Annotated in this window: 26 protein-coding genes; 15 read left to right on the plus strand and 11 right to left on the minus strand. The window is 61.3% G+C overall.

What is annotated here, in order from left to right:
• Position 1: 1 nt before the first annotated feature.
• Entirely contained in the window at positions 2–436 is a 435-nt protein-coding gene (locus tag NXC14_RS01975; RefSeq protein ID WP_085779938.1) for a GNAT family N-acetyltransferase, read from the plus strand.
• Positions 437–455: 19 nt separating this feature from the next.
• On the opposite strand, the gene NXC14_RS01980 is transcribed toward NXC14_RS01975, so the two are convergent.
• The 3 genes from NXC14_RS01980 to sppA all read right to left on the minus strand — a co-directional run bounded on the left by NXC14_RS01980 (position 456) and on the right by sppA (position 2,197).
• A complete protein-coding gene (locus NXC14_RS01980) occupies positions 456–788 on the minus strand; it encodes a LapA family protein (protein WP_085776740.1) in 333 nt (110 codons plus the stop codon).
• A gap of 129 nt (positions 789–917) precedes the next feature.
• The gene (locus tag NXC14_RS01985; protein ID WP_003544934.1) at positions 918–1,217 is read right to left on the minus strand and encodes an integration host factor subunit beta; all 300 of its coding nucleotides are present in this window, start codon (positions 1,215–1,217) and stop codon (positions 918–920) included.
• 29 nt (positions 1,218–1,246) lie between these two features.
• A complete protein-coding gene (gene sppA / locus NXC14_RS01990) occupies positions 1,247–2,197 on the minus strand; it encodes a signal peptide peptidase SppA (RefSeq protein ID WP_085776741.1) in 951 nt (316 codons plus the stop codon).
• Positions 2,198–2,420: 223 nt separating this feature from the next.
• Here sppA and lptC point away from each other — a divergent pair, with 223 nt between their 5' ends.
• The 7 genes from lptC (at position 2,421) to ptsN (ending at position 8,649) form a co-directional block, all read left to right on the plus strand.
• The gene (gene lptC / locus NXC14_RS01995; protein ID WP_085776742.1) at positions 2,421–3,086 is read left to right on the plus strand and encodes an LPS export ABC transporter periplasmic protein LptC; all 666 of its coding nucleotides are present in this window, start codon (positions 2,421–2,423) and stop codon (positions 3,084–3,086) included.
• A 15-nt stretch (positions 3,087–3,101) separates the two neighbouring features.
• Positions 3,102–3,734, plus strand: a complete 633-nt coding sequence (locus NXC14_RS02000; protein ID WP_085776743.1) for an LptA/OstA family protein — start codon at positions 3,102–3,104, stop codon at positions 3,732–3,734.
• Positions 3,735–3,771: 37 nt separating this feature from the next.
• A complete protein-coding gene (gene lptB, locus NXC14_RS02005) occupies positions 3,772–4,548 on the plus strand; it encodes an LPS export ABC transporter ATP-binding protein (protein ID WP_085776744.1) in 777 nt (258 codons plus the stop codon).
• 144 nt (positions 4,549–4,692) lie between these two features.
• Complete coding sequence (gene rpoN / locus NXC14_RS02010; protein ID WP_085776745.1) at positions 4,693–6,252, plus strand: RNA polymerase factor sigma-54; 1,560 nt, start codon at positions 4,693–4,695, stop codon at positions 6,250–6,252.
• 88 nt (positions 6,253–6,340) lie between these two features.
• Positions 6,341–7,285, plus strand: coding sequence for an EamA family transporter (locus tag NXC14_RS02015; protein ID WP_085776746.1), 945 nt, complete (start codon positions 6,341–6,343; stop codon positions 7,283–7,285).
• 250 nt (positions 7,286–7,535) lie between these two features.
• Positions 7,536–8,111 carry a ribosome-associated translation inhibitor RaiA gene (raiA, locus tag NXC14_RS02020; RefSeq protein ID WP_085776747.1) on the plus strand — a complete coding sequence of 192 codons (576 nt, stop codon included), beginning with the start codon at positions 7,536–7,538 and terminating at the stop codon, positions 8,109–8,111.
• Positions 8,112–8,184: 73 nt separating this feature from the next.
• Positions 8,185–8,649 carry a PTS IIA-like nitrogen regulatory protein PtsN gene (gene ptsN / locus NXC14_RS02025; protein ID WP_011423788.1) on the plus strand — a complete coding sequence of 155 codons (465 nt, stop codon included), beginning with the start codon at positions 8,185–8,187 and terminating at the stop codon, positions 8,647–8,649.
• Positions 8,650–8,722: 73 nt separating this feature from the next.
• Here ptsN and NXC14_RS02030 read toward each other — a convergent pair whose 3' ends face one another.
• From NXC14_RS02030 to NXC14_RS02040, 3 genes are all read right to left on the minus strand, one after another.
• Positions 8,723–11,077 (minus strand): methyl-accepting chemotaxis protein, encoded by a 2,355-nt coding sequence (locus NXC14_RS02030; protein WP_085776748.1) that lies wholly within the window; start codon positions 11,075–11,077, stop codon positions 8,723–8,725.
• A gap of 240 nt (positions 11,078–11,317) precedes the next feature.
• Positions 11,318–12,217: a ribokinase gene (locus tag NXC14_RS02035; RefSeq protein ID WP_085779939.1), complete on the minus strand. Its 900-nt coding sequence runs from the start codon at positions 12,215–12,217 to the stop codon at positions 11,318–11,320.
• Between the two features lie 78 nt (positions 12,218–12,295).
• Positions 12,296–13,519, minus strand: coding sequence for a DNA recombination protein RmuC (locus tag NXC14_RS02040; RefSeq protein ID WP_085779940.1), 1,224 nt, complete (start codon positions 13,517–13,519; stop codon positions 12,296–12,298).
• A gap of 181 nt (positions 13,520–13,700) precedes the next feature.
• Between NXC14_RS02040 and NXC14_RS02045 the strand changes: the two genes are divergently transcribed.
• The 6 genes from NXC14_RS02045 (at position 13,701) to truA (ending at position 18,331) form a co-directional block, all read left to right on the plus strand.
• Entirely contained in the window at positions 13,701–15,197 is a 1,497-nt protein-coding gene (locus NXC14_RS02045; protein WP_085776749.1) for a globin-coupled sensor protein, read from the plus strand.
• 97 nt (positions 15,198–15,294) lie between these two features.
• A complete protein-coding gene (gene def, locus NXC14_RS02050) occupies positions 15,295–15,810 on the plus strand; it encodes a peptide deformylase (protein WP_085779941.1) in 516 nt (171 codons plus the stop codon).
• A gap of 64 nt (positions 15,811–15,874) precedes the next feature.
• Positions 15,875–16,159: a plasmid stabilization protein gene (locus tag NXC14_RS02055; RefSeq protein ID WP_085776750.1), complete on the plus strand. Its 285-nt coding sequence runs from the start codon at positions 15,875–15,877 to the stop codon at positions 16,157–16,159.
• The gene (locus NXC14_RS02060) at positions 16,156–16,578 is read left to right on the plus strand and encodes a type II toxin-antitoxin system VapC family toxin (protein WP_085776751.1); all 423 of its coding nucleotides are present in this window, start codon (positions 16,156–16,158) and stop codon (positions 16,576–16,578) included. The genes NXC14_RS02055 and NXC14_RS02060 overlap by 4 nt, the downstream gene beginning before the upstream one ends.
• A gap of 20 nt (positions 16,579–16,598) precedes the next feature.
• Positions 16,599–17,534: a methionyl-tRNA formyltransferase gene (fmt, locus tag NXC14_RS02065; protein WP_085776752.1), complete on the plus strand. Its 936-nt coding sequence runs from the start codon at positions 16,599–16,601 to the stop codon at positions 17,532–17,534.
• Complete coding sequence (truA, locus tag NXC14_RS02070) at positions 17,534–18,331, plus strand: tRNA pseudouridine(38-40) synthase TruA (RefSeq protein ID WP_085776753.1); 798 nt, start codon at positions 17,534–17,536, stop codon at positions 18,329–18,331. Before fmt ends, truA begins: the two co-directional genes overlap by 1 nt.
• A 21-nt stretch (positions 18,332–18,352) precedes the next feature.
• Here the strand turns inward: truA and NXC14_RS02075 are convergent, their stop codons facing one another.
• The 3 genes from NXC14_RS02075 to dapD all read right to left on the minus strand — a co-directional run bounded on the left by NXC14_RS02075 (position 18,353) and on the right by dapD (position 21,091).
• Entirely contained in the window at positions 18,353–18,949 is a 597-nt protein-coding gene (locus tag NXC14_RS02075; protein ID WP_085776754.1) for a hypothetical protein, read from the minus strand.
• Positions 18,936–20,129: a succinyl-diaminopimelate desuccinylase gene (gene dapE, locus NXC14_RS02080; RefSeq protein ID WP_085779942.1), complete on the minus strand. Its 1,194-nt coding sequence runs from the start codon at positions 20,127–20,129 to the stop codon at positions 18,936–18,938. The genes NXC14_RS02075 and dapE overlap by 14 nt, the downstream gene beginning before the upstream one ends.
• 101 nt (positions 20,130–20,230) lie before the next feature.
• Positions 20,231–21,091, minus strand: coding sequence for a 2,3,4,5-tetrahydropyridine-2,6-dicarboxylate N-succinyltransferase (gene dapD / locus NXC14_RS02085; RefSeq protein ID WP_085776755.1), 861 nt, complete (start codon positions 21,089–21,091; stop codon positions 20,231–20,233).
• Positions 21,092–21,285: 194 nt separating this feature from the next.
• Between dapD and NXC14_RS02090 the strand changes: the two genes are divergently transcribed.
• Positions 21,286–22,167 carry an LOG family protein gene (locus NXC14_RS02090; protein WP_085776756.1) on the plus strand — a complete coding sequence of 294 codons (882 nt, stop codon included), beginning with the start codon at positions 21,286–21,288 and terminating at the stop codon, positions 22,165–22,167.
• Positions 22,168–22,223: 56 nt separating this feature from the next.
• Here the strand turns inward: NXC14_RS02090 and NXC14_RS02095 are convergent, their stop codons facing one another.
• A complete protein-coding gene (locus tag NXC14_RS02095; RefSeq protein WP_085776757.1) occupies positions 22,224–22,841 on the minus strand; it encodes an EF-hand domain-containing protein in 618 nt (205 codons plus the stop codon).
• 108 nt (positions 22,842–22,949) lie between these two features.
• A complete protein-coding gene (locus tag NXC14_RS02100) occupies positions 22,950–23,666 on the minus strand; it encodes a pyrimidine 5'-nucleotidase (protein ID WP_085776758.1) in 717 nt (238 codons plus the stop codon).
• Positions 23,667–23,716: the final 50 nt, after the last annotated feature.

Consider the following 23,716-nt stretch of genomic DNA (forward strand, 5'->3'; position numbering starts at 1 on the left):
GATGACATGGACCATCAGGCCGCCACGGGCGGAAGACCAGGAATTACTTGCGGACATCTATCTTTCCGTGCGCCGCCAGACATTCGTCTGGGTCGATCCCGGCAAGTTTCACCGCGAGGATTTCTCCGCCCATACCAATGGCGAGACGATCTTCGTCTGCGAGCATGCCGACCGGAGCGTCGCCGGCTTCCTGTCGCTCTGGCCGGAGGACGATTTCATTCACATGCTTTATATAAGGCCCGAGTTCCAGGGGCTCGGCGCCGGCACGGCGCTGCTCAGGGCGCTACCGGAATGGCCGCGACATAAGTACCGGCTGAAATGCCTGGTGAACAACCGGCGGGCGAAGGCCTTCTACCTTTCCCACGGTTTCGCGGTGACCGGCAACGGCGCGTCGCCGGAAGGCGACTACGAGGAGCTGAGCTTTTCTCCGGTTTGACTCGGGGCGAGAGCCGATCTTATCGCGACGGCAGCTGGCCGGCGATCTCCTCCGCGCGGGACCTGTGACGATCGGCCTCGCCCTGCCAGCGAATGGCTTCCTTGGCCTCGGTGCGGGCGCGCTTGCGGTGTTTGCCCTGGCTGAACCAGGTGGCGGCCGATCCGATCAGCATGCCTGCTATCAATGCGATGAACAGGAAGACGAAGAAAGGTGCGGAAACCGCAAGCACCTGGTCTTCGGGCCTGAAGGGATTGAAGGCCAGCGTGACGCTCTGCCGGTTGGCGACGCAGAAGACGATGAGGATGACTCCGAGCGGCAGCAGAATCAACAGGTTGACGATCTTCTTGGCCATTTGAGCTCTCCATCCGTCTTATATGCATCGGCCCGAAAATCGATTCCGACTTTCGGGCCGATGCTCTAGCAGAATAGGAAAACGGTGTTCAAGTTCAAGTGCGGTTTCGCCGCAGGCGGCTCGCGCCGCTCAATCCTCTTCGTCGGCCTGGCCGGGATTGAGCCGCTCGCGCAGTTCCTTGCCCGTCTTGAAGAAGGGAACCCACTTCTCCTCGACGAAGACGGTATCGCCGGTGCGCGGGTTACGGCCGGAGCGGGAAGGGCGGTTCTTGACCGAAAACGCGCCGAAGCCGCGCAATTCGACGCGGTTGCCCGCAGCCAGTGCATCGGTGATCTCGTCGAGAACCGCGTTGACGATATTTTCGACGTCGCGATGATAGAGATGCGGGTTGCGTGCCGCAACAATCTGCACCAATTCGGACTTGATCACAGTCGCCCCCTTAAATTATTGATTTCTTATCAGTCCCGGCCAACCTGCCAAACTGAAAGCAGCCCGTCAAGAAGCAACTTTGGGGGCAGGATTCCATTGATATCCTGGCCTTTGACCAGATCATCATAACCCAAGATAGTAATCAGCCGCGAAACAGCTCCTGCGAGCAGAAAAGGCGTGTTGCTCTTCTTGTCCCAATCCACCATCGGCAGATCGGTGTCGACGCCGCGCGACTTGAGATAGGCGCGGATTTCCGCCTCGCCGCCGATCGTATCGACGAGCTTCGCCTTCAGCGCCTGCCGGCCGGTATAGATCGTGCCGTCGGCGAGTTTCAACACCTCGTCGCGCGGCAGCTTGCGCCGGTCGGCGACCAGGTCGACGAACCAGTTATAGCTGTCGACCACCATGTTGCGGATCATCGCCTTGGCTTCCTCGCTCGCCTCGTGGAAGGGCGAGGGCTCGGCCTTCAGGGGCGAGGATTTGATCTCCTGCAGCGATACGCCGATCTTGTCGAGCAGCGGCTGGATCTGCGGATACTGGAAGATGACGCCGATCGAGCCGGTGATCGAGCTGTCGCCGGCAATGATCGTGTCGCCCGCGGTGGCGATCATATAGCCCGCGGAGGCGGCCAGCGTGCGCACGTCCGAGACAACAGGCTTCTTGGCTGATATCGCCCGGATCGCATTGAAGATTTTTTCGCCGCCATAGGTCGTGCCGCCGGGCGAGGAGATCGAAATCACCGCAGCCTTCACCTGATCGCTGGTCTCGACCTTCTTCAGCCGCTCCAGCAGCTCGTCGTCATCGACGATCAGCCCCGATATCGTCACATGGGCGATATGCGGGCTTGCCGTGCCGGCTCCGCCGAGGGCGAAGCGGTAAAAGGCAAAACCAAGCGCCACGATGAGGGCGACCGCGACGATGCGCCAGAAGCCGAGTTTGCGGCGCAGCCGCCGGCGATCCGCGATGATCGAACTGTCCATAGAAACCTCCAGCGCTGGCCCGGGGTCGGCACGGCGCCGATGGGTCCGGTGAAATTGATCGCAGCGGCGCGTACGAATGCCACTTTTGTATGTTTTTCCGTTTTGTTGCTTGTTGCAGAAAAAATTCCATATTGGCAAGCCAATGTAATAATGCGAAACGAACTGTGATTGCCGGCCGCTTTGTTACGCAGGCGGGGCAATCATCGCACATGGAACGAGACCTATGCTCGATACCCTGAAGAACAACGGAAATGCCGCTTATGCGGGCTCCGGTCGGAGCCCCTATGGCGATGCGTTGTTCCATTCCGCCCGCGTGCGGCGGCTGAAGATCTTGCTGCCGTTGGCCGCCCTCGTCATCGCGGCCAGCCTCACGGCGGTTGCGCTGGTCAAGATATATCTGCCCGAGAATATCAAGATGGAAGGCGCCAAGATCGAGAACGGCAAGGTCGTGATGGAAAAGCCGGCAATTGCCGGACGCAACTCCGACGGCGTCAATTATTCCATGCTTGCGGAAAGGGCGCTGCAGGATATCCGCAATCCTGATCTCATCACCCTCGAGACCATCAAGGCCGCCGTGCCGATGAATGACGGGCTGATTGCCCGCGTCATCGCTTCGACTGCCGATTATAATCGCGCCACCGACAACCTGCATATGACAGCTCCCTTCACCCTGGTGCTGAGCAGCGGCCTCAACGCGCAATTCCAGTCCGCCCGGCTCGACATCAAGGGCGGCAACATGCGCAGCGACGATCCCGTCACCATCACAAAGGACAATGCTTCCATTGTTGCGAAGACGCTGGAGATAACCGATAAGGGGCGCGTGATCACATTCGAGGGGAATGTTCGCATGAATGTCGATCCATCCACCATTCATAAACAGGGCACTTAACCAGCCGGGTCACTCATGACAAAAGATTGTCGCATTTCAGCTTGCAAGACAGGCATCGCATTCGTTGCCGGCGCATTTGCCCTTATTCTGACGGTCTCGGGCGCGGGGGCGCAGTCGACCACCATGTCGGGCATGAAGCTTTCAAACGATCAGCCGATCCAGATCGAAAGCGACAAGCTGGAGATCCATGATCAGGAGCACACGGCGCTCTTCACCGGCAACGTCAAGGTCGTCCAGGGCACGACGACGATGCAGTCCGGCAAGATGACCGTCTATTACAAGGACAAGGCGGCAAAGCCGGGCGCCGGCGCGCCGGCTCAACCGGAGGCGAAGCCCGAGCAGTCGGCCTCGCTGGCATCGGGAAGTGCGGATATCGACAAGATCCTGGTGACGGACAAGGTCTACCTGGTTTCAGGCACGCAGACGGCGACTGCCGACGACGGCAATTTCGACATGGCCTCGCAGACATTCATCCTGACCGCGGATCAGGGAAACAAGGTCATTCTGTCGGACGGACCGAACGTCTTCACCGGCTGCAAGCTGACCGTTCACATGCAAACCGGCCAGGCGGAGCTTGAAAGCTGCGGCGGTCGTGTCCAGATTCAGCTCGATCCGAAATCGCAGCCGAACGCGCAGAAGCAGAACTGAACCGGCCTCCCCTGTGAAATTATCATCGCTATCCACCATGTTCGGCCGGCCTGAGCCGCAAGCTGCAGGTGCCGCCGACAAGAGCCGCTATCAGGGAACGCTGATCGCCCGTGGTCTGACGAAGACCTATGCGACGCGGCGTGTCGTCAACGGCGTCTCCCTTGTGGTGCGTCGCGGCGAAGCCGTCGGCTTGCTCGGCCCGAACGGCGCCGGCAAGACGACCTGCTTTTACATGATCACCGGTCTGGTGCCGGTCGATGAAGGCACGATCGAGATCGATGGAAACGATGTCACCACCATGCCGATGTACCGCCGCTCGCGCCTCGGCGTCGGTTACCTGCCGCAGGAAGCCTCGATCTTTCGCGGACTGACGGTGGAAGAAAATATCCGTGCCGTCCTCGAAGTGCATGTGAAGGACAAGGCCGAGCGCGAGCAGAAGCTGAACGAGCTGCTGGAGGAATTTCATATCCAGAAGCTGCGTAAGAGTGCCGCCGTCGCCCTTTCCGGCGGCGAACGCCGCCGTCTCGAAATCGCCCGAGCGCTTGCAACCGACCCGACCTTCATGCTGCTCGACGAGCCCTTCGCCGGTGTCGACCCGATTTCGGTCGCCGACATCCAGAACCTCGTCCACCATCTGACGGCCCGCGGCATCGGCGTTCTCATTACCGACCACAATGTGCGTGAGACGCTCGGCCTCATCGACCGCGCCTATATCATCCATGCCGGCGAAGTGCTGACCCACGGCCGTGCGAATGACATTGTCAACAATCCGGAAGTACGCCGGCTCTATCTCGGCGACAATTTCAGCCTTTGATCCCACGCTGATTCACCTTGCCGCGTAGTTCCGCTTGACCAAATGAGATAAAAAAGCAATTTTTGGGCCAACTCGGATTTCCGTGGCCTGAAGCGTGGATCGGCCGTGGTTTCCCGGAGGAGTTGAGGGAGTTTCGCGTCCGTCATGGCACTGTCCGCCAATCTATTTCTGCGCCAGAGCCAGTCCCTGGTCATGACGCCGCAACTGATGCAATCCATCCAGTTGCTGCAGATGACCCATTTTGAGCTCGCCCAGTTCATCGCTCAGGAAGTGGAGAAGAACCCGCTGCTCGAATTTCCGTCGAATGATGGCGAGGCGGGCGACGAACGGGCGGCAGGCGAGGACGAGCAGTTCGCTCATTCGCCGGAGGACGCCGGCGCGGACGACGGCGCCGACAATCGCGCCGAGGCGCTTTCCAGTGACTGGTACGACAACGGCGGCAGCGAAAGCACCGGCCGGCTGAACGACGAGCTCGACGCCAATTACACCAATGTCTTTCCCGATGATGGTGGTCCGCAGCGCCTCGACGCACCGGAACTCGTCGGTCAGTGGAAGTCGATGCCGGGCAGCGCCGACGCCGCCGATTACGATCTTGACGATTTTGTCGCCGGTCAGGTGTCCCTGCGCGATCATCTCGCGCAGCAGATCCCCTTCGTCCTGCCTGATATGAGCGATCGGCTGATCGCGCAGAATTTCATCGATCAACTCGACGATGCCGGTTACATTCAGGTCGATCTCGTCGAAACCGGCGAGCGGCTCGGCACGAACCTCACGCAGGTCGAACACGTGCTCGCCGCCCTACAGACGCTCGATCCTCCGGGTGTTTTCGCCCGCAGCCTCGCCGAATGCCTGGCGATCCAGCTCCGGCATAAAGACCGTTACGACCCTGCCATGCAGGCGCTGGTTGAAAATCTCGAACTCCTGGCGCGGCGCGACTTCGCCACGCTGAAGCGGCTCTGCGGCGTCGATGAGGAAGATCTTCTCGACATGCTCGGCGAGATCCGCCAGCTCAATCCGAAACCCGGCAGCGGTTTCGAGACGGGCGTTTCCGAAGCGATCATGCCCGATGTCGTCGTCAGGCCCTCCGCTGAGGGTGGATGGCTGGTCGAGCTCAACCCGGATACGCTGCCGCGCGTGCTCGTCAATCAGTCCTATTTTTCCCGCGTGACCCGGAATGGCGAAGATCATGCCTTCCTTTCCGAGTGCCTGCAGAGCGCCAACTGGCTGACCCGCAGCCTCGACCAGCGGGCAAAGACCATCATGAAGGTGGCAAGCGAGATCGTTCGCCAGCAGGATGCCTTCCTGCTGCACGGTGTCGACCACTTGCGGCCGCTGAACCTGAAGACGGTGGCCGAGGCGATCAAGATGCATGAATCCACCGTCAGCCGCGTCACCTCGAACAAATATATGCTGACGCCGCGCGGCCTCTTCGAACTCAAATATTTCTTCACCGTGTCGATCGGCGCGGTCGAGGGCGGCGACAGCCATTCGGCCGAGGCCGTGCGTCACAAAATCCGCGCGCTGATCATGCAGGAGAGTCCCGACGCGGTGCTCTCCGATGACGATATCGTCGACATGCTGAAGAAGGGCGGTGTCGATCTCGCCCGCCGCACGGTCGCGAAATACCGGGAAGCGATGAACATCGCTTCCTCGGTGCAGCGCCGCCGCGAGAAGCGGGCGCTCGCCAAAGTCGCGGGCTTCTGACGCAGCAGCACGCTTCGATCTGGATCGAAGCATCCACCTTCCAAATTGGCCTATTTCTCCCGCGTCTTGAACGAAGATCGATGTGCCTATGACGCCGCAAAAGCCGAACCTTACCAGAGAACTTGTCCTGCTTTTGGTGCTTGCGACCCTCTGGGGTTCTTCGTACACCTTTATCAAGATCGGGGTCGAAACGATCCCGCCGGTGACCTTGATCGCGGTGCGCACACTGATCGCCGGCGCCATTCTGCTGGCCGTGCTTCGCCATCGGCATGTCCGCCTGCCGCGCGATCGCGCGACATGGCGCCTGTTCGTCGTTCAGGCCTGCCTGAACAGCGTCTTTCCTTTCACGCTGATCGCCTGGGCGGAGCAGTCCGTCGATGCCGGACTGGCGGTGATCCTGAATTCGGCGACGCCTATTTTCACCTTCCTGCTGACAGTGTCGATAACCCGCCATGAGCCGGCGACGGCGCGAAAGCTTTTCGGCGTCGTCTCCGGGCTTGCCGGCATCTGCCTCGTCATCGGCGTCGAAGCGCTCGGCGGTCTAGGCGAAAGCCTGATGGCGCAACTCGCCATCATCCTGGCAACCATCTGTTACGCAGGGGCCGCGATTTTCAGCAAGAACTTTAGAGGCCTCCACCCTGCCGTGCCGGCGGCCGGTTCGCTGATCTCGGGCGCGGTCATTCTGATGCCTGTAAGCCTGCTCGTCGACCGGCCCTGGGGGCTCGATCCCTCGGCCGCATCGGTGCTGGCGCTGCTTGCCCTTTCTGCCTTTTCGACGGCACTTGCCTTTACGATCTATTTCCGCCTCGTTCAGACGCTGGGTTCGGTCGGAACCACGTCGCAAGCCTATCTCCGTGTGCCGATCGGTGTGGCGATCGGTATCGTCTTTCTCGGCGAGAGGCTGAGCCCGACGGCGTGGATCGGACTGGTCTGCGTCATTCTCGGTGTCATCGCCATGACGATGCCGCGCGCAACGCAGGCACGAAGCGCGGGAGCTGATGAAGGGAAAGTCGCCGGAAGGCTCCTTCCGTAGGAGATTTGCTACACCTTCTGCGAGCACGCCCGGAGCTGATTCGGCGCCCTATTGACTTTCCGGCAACCTCTGGCTAGAAGCCCGCCGCAATCGTCGCCGTGAACGGCGTTTGAAGTTATCCCCATCATCCCAAGGGCACCGAGGACCGCAGGCCTACGCCGATCTTGCTTGAGATTGCGCGAAGTGCTTGGATGAACCCGAGGCTTGGCGTAAACTGATACCCGCAAACGACCATAAGAAGGGAAACTCCATGAGTGTGCGTGTATCCGGGAAACATATGGAAATTGGTGAATCCTTCCGCCAAAAGATCGAGGACCAAATTGGAACGGCCATCACGAAATACTTCGATGGGGGGTATTCCGGCCAGGTGACCGTCGAAAAGGCGAGTTCTCGTTTCTCGGCAGACTGCAAGCTTCATCTCGACAGCGGGGTGGTGCTTCATGCCGCCGGCGAAGCGACGGATCCGCAGCTTGCTTTCGACGCCGCTTCCGAACGCATCGAGAAACGCCTGCGTCGCTACAAGCGCAAGCTGAAGGACCACCATGCCGGAAACCACCTGAATGGCTTTGCAGAAGTCTCCTATACGGTCATGGACTCCGTTCCTGATCACGAGGATGAAATTCCCGACGATTTCGCCCCGGCAATCGTCGCTGAAAGCACGAAGCAGTTGAAGACCATGTCCGTCGCCACCGCCGTGATGGCGCTCGACATGACCGACGAGCCGCTTCTCCTGTTCCGCAGTCCCGGCAAGGAACATCTGAACATCGTTTATCGTCGGCACGACGGAAATATTGGCTGGATCGATTCGGCCAATATCAAAGGCTGAGATCAGAGTGGTGAGCGGCGGTATCGCCGCCGCTCCTCGCATCAACTGATCCCGGCGACAGAAGGAAAAAGAAATGGCATTGGCAGATTTGCTCCATCAGGATGCGATCATTCCCGCCCTCAGAGTAAATTCCAAGAAACAGTTGCTTCAGGAATTGGCGGCAAGAGCCGCGAGGATCACCGGGCTCTCCGAACGGGAGATCTTCGACGTCATCCTGCAGCGCGAACGCCTGGGTTCGACCGGCGTCGGCAACGGTATCGCCATTCCCCACGGCAAGCTGGTGAACATTCATTCCATCGTCGGCATCTTTGCCCGGCTGGAGCAGCCTGTCGATTTTGAAGCGCTGGACGACCAGCCCGTCGACCTCGTTTTCCTGCTGCTTGCGCCGGAGGGCGCCGGCGCCGACCATCTCAAAGCCCTGTCGCGCATCGCCCGCGTCCTGCGCGATCAAGACCTGGTTGCAAAGCTGCGGGCCACCGATTCCGCCTCGGCGATCTACGCCTTCCTCAACGAAGAGCAGACGTCGAACGCTGCTTGAGCTGCATAATCCCTAAATGAAAAAAGGCGCCTGATTTCGCAGGCGCATTTTTTATTTACCCAGGGCTGAACGGTCAGAACTCTTCCCAGTTATCCCGAGCCACGGCGGCCGAGCCATGCGATTGAGGTGTGGTGCGGTGGGTCGCCGGCGCGTGGCGGACCACAGGAGCGGTTGCCAAGTGCGAGGGGGCCGCAGCCGGCGCACGCATCTGCCTCGCCACGGAGGCGAGCGCGGTCGCGTTGGCGGAGCCGGACACCCTGAAGCGCGTGGCGAGCGTCTTCAGCGTCTGCGCCTCGTCGTTGAGCGCCACGCTGGCGGCGGTCGCTTCCTCCACCATCGCCGCATTTTGCTGCGTCACCTGATCCATCTGGTTCATGGCCTGGTTGATTTCCTTCAGCCCCACCGCCTGTTCGCTGGCCGATGCCGAGATCTGCCGGATGAGGCTGTTGATGCCCATCACCTGTTCTGCGATCTTGTGCAGCGTCCCGCCGGCGCGCCCGACGAGATCGACGCCTTCCTTGACCTGGACGGCCGAGGTGTTGATCAGAGTCTTGATCTCCTTGGCGGCAGTGGCCGAACGCTGCGCGAGTTCACGCACTTCCTGGGCGACGACGGCAAAACCCTTGCCGGCTTCGCCGGCGCGAGCCGCTTCGACGCCGGCGTTCAGCGCCAGCAGGTTCGTCTGGAAGGCGATCTCATCGATGACGCCGATGATCCGCGATACCTCCGTCGAAGACTGCTCGATCCCTTGCATGGAGGCGATGGCCTTCTGCACCACTTCGCCTGATTTCTCGGCATCCTGGCAGGCGAGATTGACGTTGTCGGCAGCCGTGCGGGCATTCTCGGCACTGGAATCGACCTGGGCGGTGAGCTCGTTGAGCGCTGCCGCTGTCTCTTCCAGGCTTGCTGCCTGCTGCTCGGTACGTTTGGCGAGATCGGAAGCGCTGTTGCTGATCTCGCCGGTGCCGGCGCCGATATTGACGACGCTGAGATTCATCGTGTTGATGGTCTCTTCGAGGCTTGCAAGCGCGGCATTGAAATCCTGCTTCAGTTTGCCGTATTCGCCGGGGAAATCTTCGGTGATGCGGTAACCCAGATTGCCCTGAGACAATTCCGAGAGGCCGGCGCCGACGACCGAGACGATGCGACGCTGCAGCGACACCGATTGCTGCCGTTCCGATTCCGAACGGCCGCGCTCGGCCTCTGCGGCCTGTCGCTGGTGGGTGGCCTCGTCTTCGAGGCGCCTGGAGTCGGCGAGCTTGAAGCGGAACCCTTCGAGTGCCTTTGCGACCGAACCGACTTCGTCGGTACGGTCCTGGGCCGCGACGGGTTCGGCATATTCGCCGTCGCTGAGCGTTTTGACGCTGGCGACAAGGCTGCCGAGCGGCCTCTGCACGAGCGAGCGGACGGCGAAATAGAGCGCCAGCATCACCGCGCCGAGCACGATCAGGCCGGTGGCGATCATCATGTAGGTCTGATCCTGCACCGGCGCGTTGATCGCGGTGTGCGGGACGTCGACAAGCACGACCCAGATGGCGTTGACGCCGGGGACGTCGAATGGATAGACGACGCGGTCGAAAGGATCGAGGCCGTCATAGGTGAGGTTTCGGACGAGGCCGGGCTGCTTGTTCGACAGCGCCGCCTTGACGACGTCGGCGCCTTCGCCGTCATATTGCTTGGTCATCAGGTCGGGGACCGGCGCGACGATCCAGTTGCCGGCCTGCGAGAGCAGCGTCACGCGGCCGGAGCCGAAGGGGTGCAGCGCCTGAAGCTTATCGGTCAGCGACTTCAGCGAGATGTCGACGCCGCCGACGCCGATCATCTTGCCGCCCGACATGACAGGATAGGCAATGGAAGTCAGCAGCGTCGGTACGTCGGTTCCCTCGGCCATGTAAGGCGTGGTGATCGCGCCCTTGCCGCTGTCGGCAGCAAGCTTCCACCACTCAGCGGTATAATCATTGTCGAAGGTCGAATACTGGATGCCGCCATCCTTGGTTTTCGACCAATAGGGCGTGAAGGCGCCGTTCTTGTTGGTGCCTTCGTCATTGTTGTTGGCAATCTCGGTCGTCTTTCCGTCCAGCGCACCAAGCTGCTCGCAGAACCAGCTGCCGAAGGCGAAGGCATTCTGTTCCAGATTGGCTTTCAGCACGTTGATCATGCCCTTGCGATCGAGCGACTTTCCATCATGGGCTCGGCCGATGACGCCTGACATGCTGCGGGCAGCGCTGGCGAGTTCGCCGACATTGGCGGCGATCTCATTGGCGATCGACTTTGCCTCGAGATTGGCTTGATCCATCGTCAGCATCTGAACGCGATCCCTGGTCTGGCCGATGAGGAAAAAGTTCGAAGCGATGAGAACAAGCGCGATGGCAATGCCGGTGATGGCGATAAGTTTCGCCGCAAGCGATTTCATGCGAAAAATGAACATGGGTTCCTCAGGCAAGGATGCGCCGAACGGGCATTCTTCGGCGCAGGAGCGAAGGCATGGCTCCGTCATGGAGCAGCCGCATCAGCCGCGGATCCGCATATGCGACGATCCGGCGATCGCTGGGAAGATCGCCGGAGACCTGTTAAATTTAAATGAAACTTAAGTGGTTATATGAGCAAAACCGCAGAAATCTCCTTTAAAATTGAAGGACATCTGCCGACGTTTCGCAGGCAGGCCAGGCTATATTCTGTCTGCGACTTCCCCACTCAAAGGAATCGACGGTTGCGCGCCTGATTTGAGGCATGCGAGCGAACCGGCGACCGCCGCGCGGCGCAGCGCTGTCGGAAAATCAAGCCCGTCATCGAGGCTGGCGGCGAAATAGCCGCAGAAGGTGTCTCCCGCTCCGACCGTGTCGACAGGATCGATCGCCAGCCCCTGCGCTCTTGAGAGGACCCCGTCACGAATGGCGATGACGCCATCGCCGCCGAGCGTCACGATCAGGGTCTGGCCGGTTTCATGATGCAGGCGGACAAGCGCTGCCTCGCGCGCTCCTGCGTCCATGCCGTCCTGTCCGGCAAGTCGCTCGAACTCAGTCTCATTGGCAATGACGATATCGGCGAGGCGTCCGAGACGCGGCGCATCGGGAATCAGTGGGGCGAGGTTGAGGATGCTGGTGATGCCCTTGGCGCGTGCGGCCGAGAGCGCGCGTTCGACGGCCGCGACCGGCACCTCAAGCTGCAACATCAGTATGTCGCCTTCGTGCATGCGGCCGATCGCGGTTTCCGCATCGGCGGGCGCGACCAGCCCGTTGGCGCCCGGCACCACGGCAATCATGTTCTCGCCGTCGCCGCCGACCAGAATCAGCGCCGTTCCTGTGGGACCGTCGATATGCTTGACGAGGGAGAGATCGGTTCCTGCCTCATCGAGCAGAGAAAGAGCATCGGCAGCAAAAGCATCCTTGCCGACGGCGCCGGCCATATGCACATAGCGACCGGCGCGGCGGGCTGCCAGCGCCTGGTTGGCGCCCTTGCCGCCGGCGGCCGTGGCAAAACCGTTGCCGGCCACTGTTTCGCCGGGCTTCGGCAGGCGCTCGGTCGTGGCGATGAGATCCATGTTGATGGATCCGAAAACTGTGATCATCAGGCTGTCCCGTCTTTTGGAGCATGCCAATGACATCATGCTCCTGCTATTTCATGGGGCGAGACACTGCCGAAGCGATCACTCCTCGTCAACCACCCGAAGCTTGAGAAGGCCGGTACGGCTTTCCACGGATTTGGCCGGGACCTCGCCGTCGCGGGCAGGCTTTGCGTCGCCGCCTGCCTCGAATTCCAGCGCCTCGATCTTGGCGCCGCGTTTGGTGAGCTTGTCGGCTGACGTGACCACCATGTCGATATCTTTCTGCGCCATGGCGAAATGGCCCTGCAGCTTGCGCACCCGCTCGTCGAGGCGGCCGAGATCGTCCATCAGGAGCGCCACCTCGCCCTGGATCAGATGCGCCTGCGCCCGCATGCGCTGGTCTTTCAGCACCGCCTGGATGACCTGGATCGACAGCATCAGCAGCGATGGCGAGACGATAACGATGCGCGCGCGGTGTGCCTTCTGCACCAGGGCCTCGAAGTTCTCATGGATCTCCGCGAAGATCGATTCCGACGGCACGAAGAGAAAAGCCGTCTCCTGGGTTTCCCCCTGAATCAGATATTTCTCTGAAATATCCCGGATATGAATCTCCATGTCGCGGCGGAACTGCTGGCTGGCGATCTTGCCGGCCTCGGGGCTGGCTGCGTCGCGGATGGCGTTCCAGGCTTCGAGCGGGAACTTCGCATCGATAACGAGCGGCGGCGCGCCGTTTGGCATGCGGATCGTGCAGTCCGGCCGCGAACCGTTCGAGAGCGTCTGCTGGAATGCATAGGCGCCCATCGGCAGGCCGTCCGCGACGATCGTCTCCATCCGTGACTGGCCGAAGGCGCCGCGCGTCTGCTTGTTCGAGAGAATCGCCTGCAGTCCGACCACGTCCTTGGCGAGCGTCTGGATATTGTTCTGCGCGGCATCGATGACCGCCAGCCGCTCCTGCAGGCGCTGCAGGTTCTCATGCGTCGATTTCGTCTGCTCGGTGATCGTCGAGCTGACGCGCTGCGACATGCCGTCGAGACGCTGGCTGATTGCCTGGTTGAGCTCGCTCTGACGCGCGCCAAAAACCTCGGCCATGGCCGTGATGCGGCCCTGCATCTCCGCCTGGATCTTCAAAAGCTCGGCCATGCGCGCCTCGCTTTCGCCAGCCCGGAGGCTCGCCTCCTCCGCCTGCTCGCGGCGGAGGCTGGCGCTGCGCAAGAGAAGGATGATCACCATAAGCACGAAGGCGACAAAAACGCCGCCGGCAAGCGCCAGCATGGCCGGGCTCAGCGAGGCGTTGGAGAGGGCAAGCGATTCGGAATGAACGGTCATGCCGCAACCATAACAGAAGCTGCGGCAATACATAGATCAAAACGTGAACGAAATCCTCTGTCGCCTTTTTCCTCACCGATGCAGAAAATCGCCGCCGATTTAACCATTGCTCAACCATATTCGCCAAAATCTGTGCCGCAGAATTCCCTCCAGCGCCGTTGCGCCAAGTACAGAGATTTCCATGACATCCCAGCAGACCGACAGTGCACTCAGGCAGCGCCTCGATTTCATCGAACTGGACGAGGCGGCGCGCCGGTCGATACGGGATCTCAGCCCCGTCATATCAGAGCTAATCGGCGGCGCCCTCGACAAGTTCTATGCCAAGATCGCCAAGACCCCCGCCGTCTCAGGCTTTTTCGCCGACAAGAACCATGTCGCCCATGCCAAGAAGCGGCAGCAGGATCATTGGGGCAAGCTTGCAGGCGGCGCCTTCGACGAAACCTACGTCGACGGCGTGACCGCGGTCGGGCGCACGCCCGCCCGCATCGGGCTGGAGCCGCGCTGGTATGTGGGCGGCTATGCCCTGGTTCTGTCCGAGCTCGTCAAGGGCATCATGGAGAAGCAGTGGCCGTCGGTCTTTGCGCGCCAGCAGGGCAAATTGCTCGCCGAGAAGCTGTCGGCGGTCATCAAGGCCGGCATGCTCGACATGGATTATTCGATCTCGGTCTACCTCGAGACGCTTGAAGCCAAGCGCCAGGCTCTGGAACAGCAGCGTGCCCAGGCCGAGGCCGATCAGGCGATGGCGCTGGAGCAGCTGCGCCGCGGTCTGGAGGCGCTGTCGAGCGGCGATCTCGAGGCCACTCTGCCATCCGACCTGCCCGGTAATTTTCGGCAGATGGCCGAGGATTACAACCGTGCCGTCAAGGCGCTGCGCCATTCCTTCGCATCGGTGCGCGACACGTCGGGCCATATCATGAATGGCGCCGACGTCATCTCCAATGCGACCAACGATCTCGCATTGCGCACTGCCCAGCAGGCGGCCGGCGTCGAGGAGAGTTCGGCTGCCCTGCAGCAGCTTTCCGTCAGCGTCGGCCAGACCGCCGCCAATGCCGAGAAGGCTTCGGACGCCGTACGCGAGACGCAGCAGAAGGCGAAGAATTCGGGCGAACTCGTCACCAGCGCCGTGTCGGCGATGGCCGGTATCGAGAAATCCTCGACGGAGATTTCCAAAATTATCGGCGTCATCGACGAAATCGCCTTCCAGACCAATCTTCTGGCGCTGAACGCCGGCGTTGAGGCGGCGCGCGCCGGTGATGCCGGCAAGGGTTTTGCGGTCGTCGCGCAGGAAGTCCGCCAGCTCGCCCAGCGCACGGCCGATGCGGCCAAGGAGATCAAGAACCTGATCTCGCAGAGTTCGAGTCAGGTTAACGAGGGTGTCGGCATCGTCTCGAGCACCGGCGAGGCGCTGAACGATATGATCAGCCGCATCGATATCATCAACCGCTTCGTCGCCGATATCGCCGCCGCCGCCCGCGATCAGGCGATTGGCGTCAACGAGGTCAGCGTGGCGATCCGCAGCATGGGCGAAATCACCCAGCAGAATTCCGGCATGGTCGAGCGCACGTCGGCGGAAACCCGCCGCCTCAAGGACGAGGTGGACCAGCTGATCGAGCTGTTGCGCCGCTTCCGCGTCCGTTCGGAAGGCCACGCCGTCGTCGGTGCCCGCCGGGCGGCCTGACTCAAATATGGCGAAATTCCGGGCGGGTATGCAAAAAAGCGTCTTCCCCGCCCGCCGGATAATTCCATAGCGGGAAAAGATGGGTTATGGGAACGCCATGACCATCAAGCCACTTATCATTCTTCCCGACCCCGTTCTCCGTCAGCTCTCCAAGCCGATCGAGCGTGTGGATGCCGACCTGCAGCGCCTTGCCGACGACATGCTGGAAACCATGTACGACGCGCCGGGCATCGGCCTCGCCGCAATCCAGATCGGCGTGCCACGCCGCATGCTGGTCATTGACGTCTCCCGCGAGGGCGAGGAAAAGCAGCCGCAGGTCTTCATCAATCCGGAGATCGTCAAATCGTCCGACGAGCGCTCGGTCTATGAGGAAGGCTGCTTGTCGATTCCGGACTATTATGCCGAGGTCGAGCGCCCGGCTGTCGTCTCGGTCAAATACCTCGACCGCGACGGCAGGGAACAGATGGTGGAAGCCGACGGGCTGCTTGCCACCTGCCTGCAGCACGAGATCGATCACTTGAACGGCGTGCTCTTCATCGACCATATCTCACGGCTGAAGCGGGAGATGGTGATCAAGAAGTTCACCAAGGCGGCAAAGTCCAAGGCCCTCTGACGACGATTGAAAATGGGCTTCAACGGCATTATGATATCATTGATATCATAATGGAGGCTTTTGAGTGGGCGACCTTCTGATCCGAAATATTTCCGACGCAATGAAGCGAGACATCGCGGAAGCGGCCCAACGGAGTGGGAACAGCCTTTCTGATGAGGCCAAGGAGCTTTTGCGGGAAGCGCTTCAAAGAAAAGCCGAGGCCAAGCCTGAGCCTATGTCGGCATATGAAGCGATACGCGCCGCGTTCGTAAGCGAAAACGCGGTGGACGACGAATTTGTCGCGGTCATGAAAGAAGTCGAGGCCGCGCGGAAAAAGGATTTCGGTCGGCCGTTCGAGGATATCGAATGATCGTTCTGGATACGAATGTAGTATCAGAATTCGCAAAGTTATTGCCAGATGAAAAAGTGAAGACCTGGTTGCAGCGGCAGGATGGTTCGCGGATCTGGCTTTGCGCCGTCGGGTTGATGGAGCAGATTTATGGCGCTGAAAGGGTTCTGTTGAAGACAGGATCGGACCGCTTCTTCCGTGCCATAGAGAATTTGGTGAAGGGCCAATTTCGTGACCGTATCGTCGGTTGGGATTTGGAAGCGGCAATGGCAACGGGCCGTCTGCGCGCAAGACGCGAAAGCGTGGGACGGCCACTTTCGGTTCAGGATGCCATGATTGCCGCCATTTGCCTTGTAAACGGTGCGACGCTTGCCACCCGCAACACCAGAGATTTCGAGGGGCTTGATCTCAAGCTCATAAACCCGTTTGAAGACGGCTGATCCTCAACTGGCGAGATAAAATGTCTCTTCGCATCATCTTTATGGGAACGCCTGAGTTCTCGGTTCCGACCTTGCGCTTGCTCGTCGACGCCGGCCACAAAATCGTCGCCGTCTACACACAGCCGCCGCGGCCGGGCGGACGCCGCGGGCTCGATCTGCAGAAATCGCCGGTGCATCAGGCGGCCGAACTGCTCGGTCTTCCCGTCTTCACGCCGGTCAATTTCAAAGATGCCGAGGAGCGCGAGCGGTTTGCCGCCTTCAAGGCCGATGTCGGCGTCGTCGTCGCCTACGGACTGCTGTTGCCGGAGGCCGTTTTGAACGGCACCCGCGAGGGCTGTTACAACGGTCATGCTTCGCTGCTGCCGCGCTGGCGCGGTGCTGCGCCAATCCAGCGGGCGATCATGGCCGGCGACGACAAGACCGGCATGATGGTGATGAAGATGGACAAGGGGCTCGACACCGGCGCGGTCGCAATGACCCGCGAAGTCGAGATTGGTCCGGACATGACGGCGGGCGAATTGCACGACCGGCTGATGCTCGTTGGCGCCAAGGCTATAGCGGAAGCCATGGTGAAGCTGGAGATGAACGACCTGCCGCTGACGCCGCAGCGGGAGGAGGGCGTGCTGTACGCCGCCAAGATCGACAAGGCTGAGACGCGCATCGATTTTGCAAGAAACGCCCGTGATGTGCACAACCATATCCGCGGCCTGGCGCCGTTTCCCGGCGCCTGGTTCGAGCTAGAGATCGGCGGCAGGCCGGAGCGGGTCAAGGTGCTGGGATCCGAACTGGCCGACGGGCAGGGCGCTGCCGGAGAGCTGCTGACCGACGATCTCGTCGTCGCCTGCGCTTCCGGCGCCGTGCGGTTGACACGGCTGCAGAAGGCCGGCGGCAAGCCGATGGCCGCGGCGGATTTCCTCCGAGGCACGCCGCTTGCGGCCGGCACGAGGCTTTCCTGATGCCGCGTTTCCGCATGACTGTCGAATATGACGGCGGCCCCTATGTCGGCTGGCAGCGGCAGGAGAACGGACCCTCGGTGCAGGGCGCGATCGAGGCGGCGGTATTGTCGCTGACCGGCGAGACCCTGTCGATCCGCGGCGCCGGCCGCACCGATTCCGGCGTCCACGCCATGGGACAGGTGATCCATGCCGATCTTTCCAAGAGTTGGTCGCCCTACAAGCTGCAAAATGCCTTGAACGCGCATCTGCGGCTTGCCGGCGAGCGTGTCTCCATTCTCGACGTCGAGGCTGCTCCCGACTTCTTCGACGCCCGCTTTTCGGCACTGCGGCGCCATTACCTCTACCGCATCGTCAGCCGCCGGGCGCCGCTGGCGCTAGAAGCCGGCAAGGCCTGGTGGGTGCCGAAGGCACTTGATCACGAGGTCATGCACGCCGCCGCTCAGCGGCTGGTCGGCAGGCACGATTTCTCCACTTTTCGCTCCGCCCATTGTCAGGCGAACAGCCCTGTGCGCACGCTCGACCGGCTTGACGTGACGCGAAATGGCGAATTGATCGAGATCCGCGCCACGGCGCAGAGCTTCCTCCACAACCAGATCCGTTCCTTCGCCGGCACGCTGAAGCTCGCCGGTGAAGGCAAATGGACGCCTGAAGATGTGCAGGCTGCGCTGGAGGCGCAGGATCGCAAGGCTTGCGGCCCGGTGGCGCCGCCGGAAGGCCTCTATTTCATGCAGGTGGATTATCCCGAGGTGATCACCGACCGGCGAAGGCCGCGCGACGAAAACGACGATCCGTCGTAAAGCCGCCGCCGCGGTGGCTGGTCAGGCGGGGTAGATGCCGAGAAAGTGCTGCAGATATTCCGAAAGGATCATCGATGGCACCAGCAGCACCAGCGTCAGCGCCCCGACCATCAGCGCGTGATCGTGGCAGATCATTCTGAGAATGCGCGCCAAAGCGAAGACCTGCGCCAGCATGAAGGCGAGCAGTAGCAGCGAGACGAGGCCGACCGTGCCGGGCAGGAAGAACACCAGCGCCAGCAGCAGACCGTTGATATAGGAGAGCGGCACGCCGAGCCAGTTGACGCTGACGACGACGGGAGCGAAGCGCTCGCCCATGCGGAAGGCAAGCAGCAGCAGCCCGGCAAAGACCAGCGGCACGAACCAGTTGGCGACCTCGACAAGGCCGAGCCTGATGTAGAAGGCAAGATCGACATCGGCCTCCGGCGGCATCGACCGCAGGAAGGCCTGTCGCCACCAGAGCCAGGAAATGCCCATCGGCGGCAGGCACCAGGCCATCGCCCAAAACGACCGGTTGACGCCGCGCTCCGACAGATCGAGGAAGCGGAAGCCGCGCGGATCCATCCGGATCAGCAGCCAGAGGCCGGCCAGGTAATACTGGACTTCCCTAAGACCCGGCATGGGCGAACCAGCGGTCGATGAAGGTCTCGTAGATCGCCGTCAGCGTCTCCAGATCGGCAAGAGTAACGCGCTCGTCGACCATATGCATCGTCTGGCCGACCAGGCCGAACTCGACGACCGGGCAATAGTCCTTGATGAAGCGCGCATCCGACGTGCCGCCGGTCGTCGAAAGCGCCGGAGACCGGCCGGCCACGCTTTCGATGGCAGACGATAGCGAAGCAATCAGGGCGTTGTTGCGGGTCAGGAAGACATGGCTCGGCCGGTCCGCCCAGACGATATCGTATTTGACTGGCTCGCCGCCCGGACGCAGCTGGCCATTGCCGGCGGCGGCTTCGAGCCGGCGCAGGATTTCGGCGCGCAGCGTTTCCACGGTCCAGCTGTCGTTGAAGCGGATGTTGAAGCTTGCCGATGCCTTGGCCGGAATGACGTTCGTCGCAGGATTGCCGACATCAACCGTCGTCACCTCGAGGTTCGACGGCTGGAAATCGTCGGTGCCGCCGTCGAAAGGCGGATCCATCAGCGCCTGCGTCAGCTGCAGTATACCACGCACCGGATTGTCGGCGAGGTGCGGGTAAGCGGCATGGCCCTGAACGCCGTGTACGATGATCCTGCCCGACAGCGAGCCGCGCCGGCCGATCTTGATCATGTCACCGAGCCGGTCAGGATTGGTCGGTTCTCCCACAAGGCAGGCGTCCCAGCGTTCGCCGCGCTCCGCCGCCCATTGCAGCAGTTTGATGGTGCCGTTGATCGCCGGGCCCTCTTCGTCGCCGGTAATCAGGAAAGAGAGTGAGCCGGCAGGCGGCCCGTTCTTTTCGATGTGGCGGGCAACGGCGGCGACGAAACAGGCGATGCCGCCCTTCATGTCGACGGCGCCGCGGCCGAAGAGTTCGCCCTTTGATATCTCCGCGGCAAAAGGCGGGTGCGTCCAGGCGGCTTCATCGCCAACGGGCACGACATCGGTATGGCCGGCAAACATCAAGTGCGGGCCGCCGCTGCCGAGGCGGGCATAAAGGTTCTCGATATCGGGCGTTCCCTCTTCGCTCGCTCTCACTTTGTCGACTTTGAAGCCAAGCGGCGCAAGCATCGCCGCGAGGGCCGTCAGCGCGCCGCCTTCGGATGGTGTGACGGAGGGGCAGCGAATCAGCGTCTGCAGATTGGCGACGGGATCGGTAACGGTCATGGCGGTCGAATTATCCAGCGGCAATGGCAAAGACATGGCAAGGCGGGGCCGCCTCGCGCAAAAAGACGCCGTCTGTTTACCGGATCAATCTCCTGATGTCATCAATCGCGAAGCAGCTCGTTGATACCAGTCTTGGAGCGGGTCTGTTCGTCGACGCGCTTGACGATGACGGCGCAGTAAAGATGCGGCGCCGGCTGGCCGTTTGCCATCGTCGCGTTGGCTGAGGCCATCGAGCCGGCGACGACGACGGAATACGGCGGCACTTCGCCGTACATCACCTCGCCGGTGGCGCGGTCGACAATTTTGGTCGACTTGCCGATATAGACGCCCATGCCGAGCACCGAGCCTTCGCGGATGATGCAGCCTTCGACCACTTCGGAACGGGCGCCGATGAAGCAATTGTCTTCGATGATGGTCGGGCCGGCCTGCATCGGTTCGAGCACGCCGCCGATGCCGACGCCGCCGGAGAGATGCACATGTTTGCCGATCTGCGCGCAGGAGCCGACTGTTGCCCAGGTGTCGACCATCGTGCCTTCGCCGACATAGGCGCCGAGATTGACGAAGGAGGGCATCAGGATCGCATTCGGGGCGATATAAGCCGAGCGGCGCACGACGCAGTTCGGAACGGCGCGGAAGCCCGCGGCGCGAAACTGATTTTCGCCCCAGTTCTCGAACTTCGAGGGGACCTTGTCCCACCAGGTGGAATTGCCCGAGCCGCCCTTGACCACTTCCATGTCGTTGAGGCGGAAGGACAAGAGCACCGCCTTCTTCAGCCACTGATTGACCGTCCAGGCGCCGTCGGCGCCGCGGGTCGCCACGCGGGCCTTGCCGGAATCGAGCAGATCGAGCGCCGCTTCGACCGCATCACGGACCTCGCCCTTCGTCGACACGTTCACATTATCGCGATTGTCGAAGGCGGCTTCGATGGTCTTTTCCAGGGATGCGAGGTCGGTGGCGCTCATGAGAATTCCTTAAACTTCGATCTTTATCGTGGAGACGGCGGAGTCTCCGGACATGCGATCGGCGTGGGTTTGTCCTGCTCTACAGCATGAACGCGTAGAACGGAATGATTTTTCGAACAAGATCATACCTGGATTCAAGGCGTTATAGCGACATATCCGGTTTCACGGCCGGCAATACTGAAAGGCATTTCGACATGGCAAAGGGACGAAACGGCGGTTCTAGGCGCAAGGACGGCGTATGGGACCCGTTGAAGAGCAGCTCGACCGACAGGCAGCGCGCCGAGGCCGTGCCGAAGACGCCGCAGACGCTGTCGCCGGCCTATCGCCTAGCCTATGTCGACGAGGATTTCCTCTGCCGTGAGGAGTTGCGGCCGATCCGCCTGCAATTGGAACTGCTGAAGACGGAGATGATGCTGACTGAGCGCGGCATCCGGTCGACCGTCGTCATGTTCGGCGGCGCCCGCATTCCCGCCCCCGGCCAGAGTGCCTGGGCGGCGCGCAACGAGATCCAGCGCGCCAATCTGGAGGCGGCCTCCGTCTATTATGACGAGGCGCGCAAATTTGCCCGTCTCTGCTCGAAATATTCGGCTGGCTTCGACTTTCAGGAATATGTCATCGTGACCGGCGGCGGCCCCGGCGTCATGGAGGCCGGCAATCGCGGTGCGGCCGACGAAGGCGCGCCGTCAATCGGTCTCAACATCGTGCTGCCGCACGAGCAGGCCCCGAATGTCTATGTCACGCCGGAGCTCAGCTTCAACTTCCACTATTTCGCCATTCGCAAGATGCATTTCATGGTGCGCGCCAAGGCGATCGCGGTCTTCCCCGGCGGCTTCGGAACGCTCGATGAATTCTTCGAATGCCTGACGTTGATCCAGACCGGCCGCATGGAACGTCTACCGCTGATCCTGTTCGGCGAGGCTTTCTGGCGCCGCATCATCAATTTCGAAGCCCTGGCCGAATTCGGCACGATCGCACCCGATGACGTCAAGCTGATCAGCTTCGTCGACACGGCCGACGCCGCGTGGAAGATCGTCCAGGATTTCTACGAACACCGCGAACCGGGCCAGAGTCTCTGAGATATGCTCTTTCCCCGTCGGACGGGGAAAGAGCGGGGGCAACGGTAAGTCCGCGCTTACAGCAGCGGCCGATCCGGCATGTCGTCGATCGAGATGACGCCATCCTTGTTGCGGTCCATGCGCGTGAACAGCTTGTCGAACGCGGCCACGGCCTCCTGTTTGGAAATCTGCCCGTTCTCGTCGGTGTCGATCCGATGCATGATCATCGAAGCGCGCATGATGTTGCCGCCATGGCGCATCCAGCGATGACCGTCATGGCCGTCGCGCGGCGGCTGCCCGGAGTCGCTGTCCGGCATGTCGGGCGCGGCATTCGCGTCCTTCTCGTCGCCGGCGTCCTGTTTGTGCTGATCTCTCATCGCCTGCAGCTGCGTCTGCCGGTACTGCCGGATTTCGCCGGGCGTCAGCGACCCGTCATTGTTGGTGTCGATCGCCGCGAAAATCTTGTCGAGGCCGCTCGTCGCCTCCTCCTTGGAGACCTTTCCATCCTTGTTTGCGTCGAACTGCTTGAGCATGCGGACATAGGTGATTTCGAGGAAGGCGTCGCGGCCCGGGCGGTCCATGCCGGTATGATGCGGGCGCGGCCCGTCGCCCGGCGCGGCAAAGCTTGCCCCGGCTGCAGCGCCGAAGATTAGGACGGAGGAGAGCGCTGCCAGTATCAGCTTGTTGCGGTACATCGTATTTCCCTTTCGTAAGGTGTCCCCTCACGAAAGAAGCTATGGCAGCGGGCCTGAAAGACCCAGTTAAACATCGGTAAGCTGGGTGAAACTTTCGTAACCTGGCGGTCAGCCGCCGGATCTGGTCACCTTGCCGAGAAACGCGACGAGGTCGTCGGTGACGAAATCGATGTGATCCTCGTCGCCGCTGGTCTTTTCCCACCATTCGACGACGGTCTCTTCCAGGTTGCGCGGCACAAGCAACACGGTTTGCATGCCGAGCGCCTTCGGTACCGTCAGATTGCGCGGCAGATCCTCGAACATCGCCGCCTTGTTCGTTTCGACCCGCTTCAGCGCCGCAAACTTGTCATAGGTCGCCTGCGCCGGCTTCGGCACGTACTCGGCGGCGACGATGTCGAAAATATCGTCGAAATGCTCGAGGATACCGAGCGCTCCGGCGGTCATCTCTGCATGTTTGACGCTGCCGTTGGTAAAGATGAACTTGCGCCCCGGCAGCGCCTTGATCGCTTCGCCGAGTTCCGGCTGCGGCGTCAGCGCCGAATAATCGATCGCATGCGCCTTTTCGAGGAAGTCGTTCGGATCGATGCCGTGATGGATCATCAGGCCCTGCAGCGTCGTGCCGTGGTCGAGATAATACTGCTTCTGCAGCTTGCGCGCTTCTTCCCGCTCCATCTGCAACAGCGCCGCGACATAGGCGGTCATGTTCTTGTCGATCTGCGCGAAGAGATTGATGTGATGGGGATAGAGCGTGTTGTCGAGATCGAACACCCAGTCTGTCACGTGTTCGAAATCGGCTTTTTCAGGCGTACGGTCGATCTTGGTCATGGCCGCCCTTATGGCACGGCTGGTCGCCCAAGGAAATCGACAGAGAAAAA

The sequence above is a fragment of the Rhizobium sp. NXC14 genome, from assembly GCF_002117485.1.
Taxonomy (GTDB): Bacteria; Pseudomonadota; Alphaproteobacteria; order Rhizobiales; family Rhizobiaceae; genus Rhizobium.